Origin of the sequence: Bacteroides sp. Ga6A2, assembly GCF_000702225.1 — a bacterium.
Lineage (GTDB): Bacteria > Bacteroidota > Bacteroidia > Bacteroidales > Bacteroidaceae > Ga6A1.
In genome coordinates this window covers 1-11126 of record NZ_JNKX01000065.1, presented here as the reverse complement: position 1 = coordinate 11126, position 11126 = coordinate 1, and the positions used below count along the sequence as shown (strand labels likewise).

Genomic DNA, 11126 nt, shown 5'->3' with positions numbered 1-11126 from the left:
ATGAAATACAACATGCAGTACAAGCGCTTCCGTCACTTCGGCAAGGGCAAGGTCACCATGGACTTTGCCTTCTTCGCCATTGCCTTTGACATCAAGAAAATGGCTGCCGTGATGAGAAAACAGGCACAGAACGGTCTCTCAAAGGCTGTTTTTATACCAATATACCGACTATATAACGCAAAATGCGGCTTCGTGGGTGCTTGTGACAGATTTTACATCAAAAAAGCGGCATAGAAAGAATCTTTCCACGCCGTGCCTGTAAAAAAACAAATAAGAGGATGTGCCTATTTTGACACACCCTCTTACTTAACGGAGACGCTTTCAGCGTCTGTAATATTCAGATAATCAACATTATAATTTGATATTATACATTGTAAGAGATGTATCGAATTTAATCCCGAAATGGCGTATAAACTGCACCAGTTCGGAGATAAGAAACGTCTGATAATAAGCTGGTAATCCGTCATTTATTTCTTAATCTGTCTGTAAGCATGTTATTTACGATATTGGTTATGACGCAAAGATAATGATTTTTCGGGTACAAGCCAGCGGAAACACAAAAAAATAAGTATGTTTCTGCTGGCTTATCAATGATTCTTCAATTGCCGTTCTTTACTTAAAGAGCTGCATATACAACAGTTACCATGTAATGACCTTATCCACTATATCCTGTTGTTCGCAAGCGGTTCGGCGCAGATAGATGCGTGTTGTTTCTATGCTTTCGTGTCCCATCAGGTCGGCAAGCAGGGATATGTCGTTGAACTTCTCCAAAAAGTTCTTAGCATAGCGATGGCGGAACGAGTGCGGATAAACGACTTTAGGATTAAGCCCATACTTAATGGCAAAGTTCTTCAACTGTTGCGCAATGCCACGAGTGGTTATCCGTTCCCCAAAGCGGTTGAGAAACAGATAACCGCTTTCCCTGTTGTTCGTTCTGAGCCAAATCAGAGCCTCATCCCTTAGTGTCTTGGGAATAAACAGACGACGCACCTTGCCTCCCTTGGTATATATGTCGTAATAGCCCACGTTTACATGTTCTACCTTCAGTTGCACCAGCTCGCTTACTCTTGCCCCCGTGGCAGCGAGGAAGCGAACAACGAAGTACCACTCCTGATTATTCTCCTTCTTTAGTTTATTCTTCAAGAAGATGTAGTCGGCATTGCTTATTACGTTCTCCAGATAGGTGCGCTGCTGCACCTTGACGGATTTCAAGTGCAAACGAGGCTTGTGCAAGTATTCCAGATACTTGTTCAATGCCTGAATACGTAGGTTTACGGTCTTGGGCTTGAAGGTCTCGATGAGATACGTCTTGTAAAGCAACAGATTCTTCTTTGTCAACTCCTTGTGACGCGATTTGAAGTCGTTTACGGCATAGACGTATGCCGAAACGGTGTTCTTTGCCATGTTTGACTGGCTAAGATACTCTTTGAATTTTTCTACCATGATAATTTGTTCTTAGTTTTTTGGGAATAGCCCCACACCAATATATCATGGTCGCTTACTTGGTTTAGTTCCCATTATGAGAAGATACTTGCCACAGGCGAGGTGAAATGTATAGATGACAAGATCCCGTTTGAGATACCATCAACATGGGTGTGGTGTCGCATAAGTCATCTGTTCGTTACTTCAAGTGGTTCTACTCCACAAAGTAAAAATCCATTGTATTATTCAAATGGTACTATCAATTGGGTCAGAACTACAGACTTAAATAATGGGATTTTAGATTCTTGCGAGATTCAGATTACACCCAAGGCTGTTTTGGACTACAATCTTTCGATTATTCCACAAGAATCGATATGTATTGCCATGTATGGAGGGGGTGGAACAATCGGAAAGCATTCAATTATTAGATTTGATACAACTATAAATCAGTCAGTATGTGCTATACATCCTAATTTCGTGTGCAACATGGAGTATGTACACATTTTCATGCAATACCAAAGACCTTATTGGATGGATTATGCAGCTGGCTCACGAAAAGATCCTAACATTAATCAGATAATTATTAAGAATTGCTTGATTCCAATTCCGCCAAAGAAAGAACAAGACAGAATTGTATCTAAGTATAAAGCTCTATTTCCACTTATTGATAATTATTCGGAAGCAAATGAACAAAGAAGAAAACTTAATGATGATATAGCCAGTACACTTAAAAAATCTATATTGCAAGAAGCCATCCAAGGCAGACTCGTTGCACAGGACAATTCAGACGAACCAGCATCCGCTCTTCTTCAACGCATCAAAGAAGAGAAGCAACGCCTCGTCAAGGAAGGCAAGTTGAAGAAGAAAGATGTGGTAGATTCTGTCATCTTCAAAGGTGACGATAACAGGTATTATGAGCAGATAGATGGAACAACTGTTCCAGTAGAATCTGATTATGACTTTCCAAGTACATGGGAAGTGGTTAGACTTGCTCATATTTGCAGACTCATTGATGGCGAAAAGAGAGAAGGGCAATATGTTTGCCTTGATGCCAAATATTTGCGTGGCAAATCTACTGGAGACCTTTTGAACAATGGAAAGTTTGTAACCAAGGGAGATAACATCATTCTTGTAGATGGAGAGAACTCTGGTGAAGTTTTTGCTGTGCCCCATGATGGCTATATGGGTAGCACCTTCAAGCAACTTTGGGTAAGTGAAACTATGCACCTGCCATACGTTCTTTACTTTATCCAATTCTACAAGGATTTGCTTCGTAATTCAAAGAAAGGTGCAGCCATTCCGCACCTAAACAAAGAAATATTCTATTCTCTCTTGATAGGTATTCCACCATATCAAGAGCAAATTAGAATAGCAAATCAAATAAAGGAATTGTATGCCATGTTATAATTGGGCATACAATTCTTCTATTTTGCGAACTATTCGTTTTTGTTCATTAAGCGGTGGCAAAGGGTATATGTAATTCTCTATATGCCCGTTGTTGATTGATGGAGAATTGTCGCCCTTCATAAATTGATTCAAACCATCCACAACATACGAAGATAACATCAAATAAAATAGATATGGAGAATATAGGGCACTTGTAGGCGTTAGCACATAAAATCCTGTACTGGCAATAGCATCAGAATACTTTTCATCAACCAATGCAATATTTCTCAGATATGGACGCACCATTGAAAACAACACGTCGCCAGTATGCAGTTTTCTTGTTGCTCTGCTTGGTGCTTGGGAAATAGGCAGTGTTTTTGCCTTCTCTATCACATTTCGTCTGTTATTAACAGCATCCACATCAATATACACGAAGTTTACCCCTTGTGGCTTGATAGATTCCATCGGCAGAAATCCAGTTCTGCCTCTCATCCACACCCAACTTTCAGGAACATCGAATGGAATTTCATCCGTTATATCTATAACATCTTTGCCTATCTGCTCATAATACCTGCTATAATTCTTTTATTAAACGTTCCATTATAGCGACGATTCGCTTTTGCTCTTGAATAGGTGGTAATGGAAAAAATGAATCCGCGACCTTATCTTTGTTCAAGTTTTGTACAACTGCACCTGCAGTTTTTCCAGAGAATTGTCCGTATGCAAATGGAGAAGATAGAAGAAAGAACAAAAAGTCTGTATTATATACAGGAATAAATTGGGATATTACCAACCAACCGTCATGTATGCATCCTTCAACATTTGTGATGTATGGTCTTCCAAAACTCATTGAGTTCGTCAATAAAAAATCACCTGGTTTTACAAGCCGACTTTTGCTAACACCTTCTGGCTTGATTTTCTCTGCACATTTATTAATATACTTTCCTCCTTTCTCGGAATCACCAATTTTTATCCAATTTACACCATTAGAAGACTCTGTAATATATTCTTTAATTGGTCGTGGTGACCCACCTCTGGCAACTATAGAAATATTTGATAAACGAATCCATCTCCAGGATTCTGGAATATCAAACGGAATCTCATCATCAATACATTTTGTGTCTCCGTTAACCTTCTCGTAGTACCTGTTATCGTCACCTTTGAAGATAACGGAATCCACTACGTCTTTCTTCTTCAGTTTACCTTCCTTTACGAGACGCAACTTTTCTTCTTTGATGCGTTGTAGAAGGACAGATGCTGGCTCATCGTTTGGGTCTTGCGAAATAAGTTTACCTTGGATTGCTTCTTGCAAGATGCTTTTACGCATATTTGTGTATAGCGTTTTTATAAGAGCCTCTAATCTCAATTGGTTCTTTCCATATCTTACAACTAAAGGTTGTATTTCATCAACCTTTTCTAAAATTCGTTTCTGTTCATTATACGGAGGAACAAATATTAGAATTGAATTCATCTTTTCTTGATTCATCTTTGGTTGCGCAGTACCTGTTACATAATCAACCAATGAAATGGAATTGATGTAAAGGCAGACATATTGCATGAAGACAAAATCAATACAATCAAGTACATGAGCATGATTATTTACCCAATATTTACCCGTGGCAATATATGCAATAGGCGTGCTCCTGTTAATAAGATTGGCTCCATCTTCACCTATAAGTAATAAATCCTTATCGAACAAATATTTATCAACTTTGTCAATAACTCCTGAAGCTCCATAATAATCGTATATTTTAGACAGTTTGCTCCTTTCTGAAACGGACAAGGGAATTCTTTCACTATCACGATTATACATGACACTTCCAAATCGAGCTAATTCCCACCCCTTAGGCACATCAAACGGAATCTCATCATCTATGCATACGACAGTTCCGTCGGCGAACTTCTCATAATGGGAATTATCCTCACCACGGTAGATGATAGATTCTTTCTTGTCTTTCTTTATCTTGCCCTCTTTTACAAGGCGTGCTTTCTCAGCCCTGATCTTTTCGAGCAGGACAGATGCAGGCTCATCGTTAGGGTCTTGTGGCACAAGTTTTCCCTGTATAGCCCACTGTAATATACTGTTTTTAAGTTGCTTTCCTGTCATAGCTTTTATTCCTCCTTGTTTTGCAACATACGACCTGCGTTTTCTATCTCTCGTTTCAGTTCCTCCTCTGTAGGCAGATAAGGCAGATATTTGCTGGCAAAAATCTGCTGCGAGTCGTTCAGTACAGAGTACTTCACCACCGTTTCGTCACGCTCGGCACAGAGTAAGAGACCGATAGTAGGATTGTCACCTTCACCGCGCTTTATGTCATCGAACATACGCACATACATATCCATCTGTCCCACATCCTGATGCGTCAGTTTGTCGGCTTTCAAATCAACAAGGAAGAAGCACTTCAAAATATAGTTGTAGAACACTAAGTCAATATAGAAATGGCTTGTCTCTGTGCTGATGCGATACTGACGCTTCACGAAAGAGAAGCCCTTGCCCAACTCAAGCATAAACTCCTGCAAATGGGTGATAAGTGCCTCTTCAAGATCGTGCTCACTATGCTCTGGCGATTGCGGAAGTCCTACGAATTCAAGAACGTATGGATCTTTCATCAACTGACGTGGATTCAAGACATCGGAATTTGCTACACACTGTGTAGCGTTTTCGCTTTTGACAGAACCACTCTCCAGATGACGCTGATAATAGAACGAGTTTATGTTGCGCTCCAGTTCACGTACGCTCCAGTTTGCAGAGGCAGCCTCGCGCAAATACCACTCACGGGCATTAGCATCGGAAACTCTCATTATCAGACGGTTATGACTCCACGATAAATTTATACACAGTGTGTAGAATTTTTCCGCGTCTGTGTATGTCTGATAGAATAGACGCATATTATACAGGTTGGAATATGAGAATCCGTTGCCAAATTCCGCAGTCAGTTCCTTGGAGAGATTCTTTAGCAAATTCTCCCCATAATTCGCCCTGTCCTGTCCCTTCTGCTCCTCCAAAACTATACGCTTGCCAATAAGCCAGTAGGCTGTAACCATAGCTGTATTCACGGCACGAGCAGTAATACGGCGTGCTTCCGCAAGAATAGAGCGGATATCCTCGTTGATATTATTTGAGGTTGGCAGCGAGGTAAGTTCTTCTATCTGTCTCATAGCTTTATGACTCGCCAATTTTTATTTCAATCCCCAATATGCTTTGAATCTCCTTGAGGGTCTTGTCTATCTCGTGGTCGAGTGCTGCACGCTTCTTGTAGTAGTCGGCAAGCAGCTCGGCTGGTGGAAGGATTTCTTCCTCATCCTTAGGGAACTTGCACTGGTCGAGATTGCAATCCATGTCGAGAAGCTGTTGGGCAGTGAAGCAACGCGATTTCTCGTCGTTGTTGTCAGCATCTACAATTTCCTTGCGGTCGTTCCACCAATCAATGATTGGTTGGCAATGCTCGGCACGCATTGGCTTGGTCTTTGAGAAATGCTTGTAGCCCTCGGGCATATCCATACGATAGAACCAAGTCTCTTTGGTACAGAAACCTTCCTCCGCTCCTTCAGCCTTTTCGTTGTTGAAGAACAGTATGTTGGTAGCAATGCTTGTGTATGGTGCAAAGATGCTGCCCGGCAAACGGATGATAGTGTGCAGGTTAAACTCACGCAACAGTTTCTCCTTGATAGCCAACTTGGCATTGTCTGTGCCAAACAGGAAGCCGTCAGGCAAGATTACAGCTGCGCGACCGTTCTCAGCAAGACGGTACATGATAAGCACCATGAACAAGTCGGCAGTCTCGCTTGAACTCAAATCCGAAGGGAAGTGCTGCTTGATGTCGTTCTTCTCGCTGCCTCCGTATGGTGGATTCATCAGCACGACATCAAACTTATCTTCATCTGTATAATTGAGTACATCCTTAGTCAGGGAATTGTCGTGCATCACCCGTGGAGAGTCGATGTCGTGCAATAGCATATTTGTTACACACAGCATATATGGGAACTGCTTCTTTTCTATGCCATAGATAGACTTTGCATATTCCTCCTTGTCTTCTGCTGTCTGGACTTTCTTATCAAGAGCTTTCAGCCAACTGGTAATGAAGCCACCAGTACCACAGGCAAAGTCAGCCATCTTTTCACCAATCTTCGGATTGATGATTTCAGCCATGAAGTCGGTCAAGGCTCGTGGAGTATAGAACTCACCAGCCGAACCAGCAGACTGCATCTCTTTCAAGATGGATTCATAGATTTCTCCAAACGCATGACTTTCCTCATAATCACCAAGGTTAAGTTGGTCTATGACATTGATAACCTGACGAAGCAACACGCCATCCTTCATGTATTGGTTTGCGTCCTCGAATGTGGTGCGGACAATAGCACTACGCATTGGAGTGGTTGGAGTTACTTCAAGGCTTTTTAACGTTGGGAACAGAGTATCGTTGACAAACTTCAAAAGTTCGCCCGCAGTTAAAGCCTCTCCATCCCCATTGTCCTTAGCCCAGTTACGCCAACGGCAGTTTTCTGGGATAAAGGACGTGTAATCATCTTCGTTAAATTCCCAATCGTTTTCTTTCTCGTCATAGACTTTCAAAAACAACATCCATGCAATCTGCTCGATACGCTGTGCATCGCCATTGATACCGGCATCGTTTCGCATGATGTTGCGGATGCTCTTGACAAAGTTGTTAAGTGCCATATTTTGTTATGATATATTGCTATAAATTAAACGTTCAAGTTCTTTCACTGCTGAGAAATACTGCTGTTTACCTCCAAAAAGTCTGGCGATATTGGCAGGAGACCCCATTTGACGGAATGGGTCGAGAGAAAGTACCGTTCTATTCTCCAGTTGGGTAATACCGTCATTGGCATATTTTTCCAACAGGGCTTCAAGTACCTTTCGGGCTTCTGCACCGTACTTGTTGAATATGTCGCGCTTCTTTACATTCTCAGCACGCTCGTGTCTCGTCAACGGCTTCTTGCCATAGGCAATGTGGCAGATGAAGTCAAAATCGTCAACATCGTCCATATCCCTGTCATGCTTTAAAGCCTGAAGGTCTATGCCGCTTTCACGCATCAGATCCGTTATTTCAGCTTTCTTATCCGCAGCGTTCCAACGATTGATGAAGTCGTCGAGATTGACATAAGTCTCGTTGATATTCTTACGGGTATAGTCAGTTATGCTTTCCGTGCGCAGCAATTTACCGTTGGCATCGTAGACCGATACCACCTTGTTGATGACTTCAACAGAGCAGCCGTCCTTGTCAACAATGGGCTTAGGCTGTTTTGGAGTATCAGTGTCACTTATGACAGGAGGGACTTCATCTGGGACCGGATATGGTTTGCCTTCCCCTTTCACATATCCCTCATTCACCTCAATAGGCCCATCCCATTCAGGGTCAGCAAACAGTCTTGTGATGTTGCGGAAGTCCATAATGGTAAAGTGCGTCTTTCCCTCTTTCTCTCTGATTCGAGTACCACGACCCACAATCTGTTTGAACTCTGTCATAGAGTTAATGCGCTGGTCAAGTACGATGAGTTTTACCATCTTACAGTCCACACCTGTGGACAGGAGCTTACTTGTCGTGGCAATAACAGGATATTTAGACGCTACGGAAATGAAGTAGTCCAACTTGGATTGTCCGTATGGGTCGCTGCCTGTAATGCGAACAACATAGTCAGGATTCTTTTTGCACATATCCGAGTTCTCATTGACAAGGGCTGTACGCATTCTGTCGGCATGGTCTTCGTCGGCACAGAACACGATGGTCTTTGCCATTCTGTCCGTGCTTTTCAGATACTGGGTTATCTCGTGGGCAACTTCCCTGATACGGTCTTCTATGATAATGTTGTAATCATAGTCGGTATTGTTATATATGCGGTCTTCTATGAGATTGCCGTATATGTCTTTCTGTCCTTTTACAGGTCGCCATTCGTCTCCAATGTTCGTGGTAATGTTTACAACCTTGAAAGGGGCAAGGAATCCGTCTTCAATGCCTTCCTTCAGACTGTATGTGTATATCGGCTCACCAAAATAGCTTATGCTCGACTGGTATCTTGTTTCTTTCGGTGTGGCGGTCATACCAAGTTGGACTGCCCCATCAAAGTATTCCAGTATTTCACGCCAATTACTATCATCTTTCGCACTACCTCGATGACACTCATCCACAATGACCATGTCAAAGAACTCAGGCTTAAACAAATCTTTGTAGTTTTGCTTACCTCCCTGCCCTATAAGTTGTTGGTAGAGTGCAAAGTAAACTTCGTACGCTGTAATACCGCTTCCCAAGTCTTGCTGATAGCTGACTTTATGAATAGTCTTGTTCAGAGGCTTAAAGTCCTGTTGGATAGACTGATCAACCAGTACATTGCGGTCTGCCAGATACAAAACCTTCCTTACCACCCCAGCCTTCAACAGACGGTAGACAATCTGAAATGCCGTATATGTCTTACCCGTTCCTGTTGCCATCACAAGCAGAAGACGGTTCTTTCCTTGTGCTACGGCATTGACAGTGCGGTTTACGGCATTACGCTGGTAATATCGTGGTGGGAAGATGTCCTGTCCCGTACAGAATGGCTGGTCGATGACTTTCTTTTCATCATCCGACAAGCCCTTGCCGCCATTGCTTTCAGTGAGGAAGCGCGCATATAATTCTTCCTTGGTAGGGAACTCTTCCATAAGTAGGGTTCGTTCCTTGCCTGTCAGGAAATCGTACTCCTGATAGCCTTGTCCATTAGAACTGAAGGCAAATGGAACATCCATCATTTGGGCATAGTCCTTTGCCTGTTGCAGTCCGAACGCTACAGTATGATTTGCATCCTTGGCTTCTACTATGGCAATCGGGGTTGCACGATTATAGTATAGCACATAGTCTGCATACTTAGCTTTGCCACGTGCTACAAAATTACCTCGAAGGTTAATCTTACCATCCGTAAATTTAACCTTCGTCTCCATTGTTATGTCTTTCACTGACCATCCCTTATTCAGGATGGATGGTGTTATGTAGCGTAGTTTTATGTCTTCCTCAGACAAAGCCTGTATATTATCCATACACAACTGCCGATAAATATATATTATGGGAATATGGTACAAAGGTACTCATTTTCTCTGAAAAATGGCTCGAACCCATTATTTAATAAAGCAAAGCTCCTATTTTTTTGGCGTTTTTAGACAAAAAAGCATAAATACAAGATTTATTTTCATGCTTTGTCCGAAATTATAAGAAAGTGAAATAAGTTCACCCCCACTGTAGCAACATACTAAGACAATTTTTCAACGAAAATCGCATCAAGCAAGTTTTCGTTGAAAAACTTGTCCGATTTGGTATTGCTGTTGCACAATTCGGCATATACCGCCGCTGTGAAGGCAGTCAACCGCTTTGCTACGGTACACAACTATGTAATAGGATTTTACATAGTTGAATACGAACAGAACGGCAGCGTGTGCGATGGCGAACAACTACTCAATCGCCTCGCAAAAAGGTAAATAAGCGAGGAATAAATGAGACAATGCTTTATAGTTGTCGTCGTTTTTACGTAATGTATCCCCAAATACTACCTTTATTTAAACGGACAAAAAAGTGCTACGCCGTTGCACCAATTGGATATTTTCCCGATGCCGTCGGACAAATTCATAACTTCTGCCGAAAACCTGATTATTTGTGTCTACTTACATGGTTTCACTATCAGACAAGAATACATTGCAGGATTTTCTGTTAAAAGAGATAATGATTATCCGCAATTCGCCCTTCCGTTATATAATTTGTGCTCAAACGTAGGCTTATACGAAACGGCAGCGATAACTAATCGGTCGAACATCCTGTCACCGAAATATTTACGGTTGAATTTGTAGCAGAATTCATTCAAGTATTCTTGAAGAAACTCCTCCTTGATTCCGTGATACATGTCTGTGAACAACGACTTGGCGTTTGAAATGGCGATGTGTACCCACGGAAGAACCTTTGGAGCATTGCTCCCGCGGACTGTCTGCCGTTCCGACTTTGACACTGCTTTCTCGACTGTCGAGTGTGAGGCAAAATTATCCATCACAGCCGTGGAGTCTGGACTTACGCTGCACTCGACTGCCGACTTCAGCGTCTCACCCTTGAGGTCGGTGATGACCTTCATCTTCAGATGACCGCATTTACGGCTCTTTTGGCTAGGCTTTGGATTGTCCGCCTTCTCGCTTTCCACCATAACGAGCACCTTCGACTTGCGTTGGCTGCCAAGTCCCCTCTTTTGGTTCTCGTCCTCATCTTCATCCTTTGCAGAATCGTTGTTTCTTGTAAAATAGCCCTCGTCCAGTTCTATTGTACCTTCAAGATTGTACTTTGAGTCGC

General features: G+C 42.3%; 8 protein-coding genes and 1 pseudogene. 2 read left to right on the top strand and 7 right to left on the bottom strand.

Annotated elements, in window-relative coordinates; translation table 11 throughout:
- Positions 1-234 (top strand): annotated as a pseudogene (locus T538_RS19015) (IS5/IS1182 family transposase); the annotation flags it as partial.
- Between the two features lie 405 nt (positions 235-639).
- On the opposite strand, the gene T538_RS0113165 reads toward T538_RS19015, so the two are convergent.
- Entirely contained in the window at positions 640-1443 is an 804-nt protein-coding gene (locus tag T538_RS0113165) for a tyrosine-type recombinase/integrase (protein WP_155993212.1), read from the bottom strand.
- Positions 1444-1545: 102 nt separating this feature from the next.
- Here T538_RS0113165 and T538_RS18195 point away from each other — a divergent pair, with 102 nt between their 5' ends.
- Positions 1546-2829 carry a restriction endonuclease subunit S gene (locus T538_RS18195; protein ID WP_081834991.1) on the top strand — a complete coding sequence of 428 codons (1284 nt, stop codon included), beginning with the start codon at positions 1546-1548 and terminating at the stop codon, positions 2827-2829.
- Here the strand turns inward: T538_RS18195 and T538_RS0113155 are convergent.
- The 6 genes from T538_RS0113155 to T538_RS0113125 all read right to left on the bottom strand — a co-directional run.
- Positions 2824-3300 (bottom strand): restriction endonuclease subunit S, encoded by a 477-nt coding sequence (locus T538_RS0113155; protein WP_081834992.1) that lies wholly within the window; start codon positions 3298-3300, stop codon positions 2824-2826. The genes T538_RS18195 and T538_RS0113155 overlap by 6 nt on opposite strands.
- A gap of 82 nt (positions 3301-3382) precedes the next feature.
- On the bottom strand, positions 3383-4915 hold the full coding sequence (locus tag T538_RS0113150; RefSeq protein WP_031534387.1) for a restriction endonuclease subunit S: 1533 nt from the start codon (positions 4913-4915) through the stop codon (positions 3383-3385).
- Positions 4916-4920: 5 nt separating this feature from the next.
- Positions 4921-5967, bottom strand: a complete 1047-nt coding sequence (locus T538_RS0113145) for a PDDEXK nuclease domain-containing protein (RefSeq protein ID WP_051656096.1) — start codon at positions 5965-5967, stop codon at positions 4921-4923.
- Between the two features lie 4 nt (positions 5968-5971).
- Entirely contained in the window at positions 5972-7486 is a 1515-nt protein-coding gene (locus T538_RS0113140) for a type I restriction-modification system subunit M (protein ID WP_031534392.1), read from the bottom strand.
- A 6-nt stretch (positions 7487-7492) separates the two neighbouring features.
- Positions 7493-9838: an EcoAI/FtnUII family type I restriction enzme subunit R gene (hsdR, locus tag T538_RS0113135; protein ID WP_031534393.1), complete on the bottom strand. Its 2346-nt coding sequence runs from the start codon at positions 9836-9838 to the stop codon at positions 7493-7495.
- 680 nt (positions 9839-10518) lie between these two features.
- Positions 10519-11126 (bottom strand): IS1595 family transposase (locus T538_RS0113125; RefSeq protein WP_031541367.1); only part of this gene is annotated, 608 nt, incomplete at its 5' end.

Coding starts and splice junctions, on each gene's coding strand:
- T538_RS0113140 (WP_031534392.1), bottom strand. CDS start 7,486: ATGGCACTTAACAACTTTGTCAAGAGCATCCGCAACATCATGCGAAAC.
- T538_RS0113165 (WP_155993212.1), bottom strand. CDS start 1,443: ATGGTAGAAAAATTCAAAGAGTATCTTAGCCAGTCAAACATGGCAAAG.
- T538_RS0113145 (WP_051656096.1), bottom strand. CDS start 5,967: ATGAGACAGATAGAAGAACTTACCTCGCTGCCAACCTCAAATAATATC.
- T538_RS0113155 (WP_081834992.1), bottom strand. CDS start 3,300: ATGAGAGGCAGAACTGGATTTCTGCCGATGGAATCTATCAAGCCACAA.
- hsdR (WP_031534393.1), bottom strand. CDS start 9,838: ATGGATAATATACAGGCTTTGTCTGAGGAAGACATAAAACTACGCTAC.
- T538_RS0113150 (WP_031534387.1), bottom strand. CDS start 4,915: ATGACAGGAAAGCAACTTAAAAACAGTATATTACAGTGGGCTATACAG.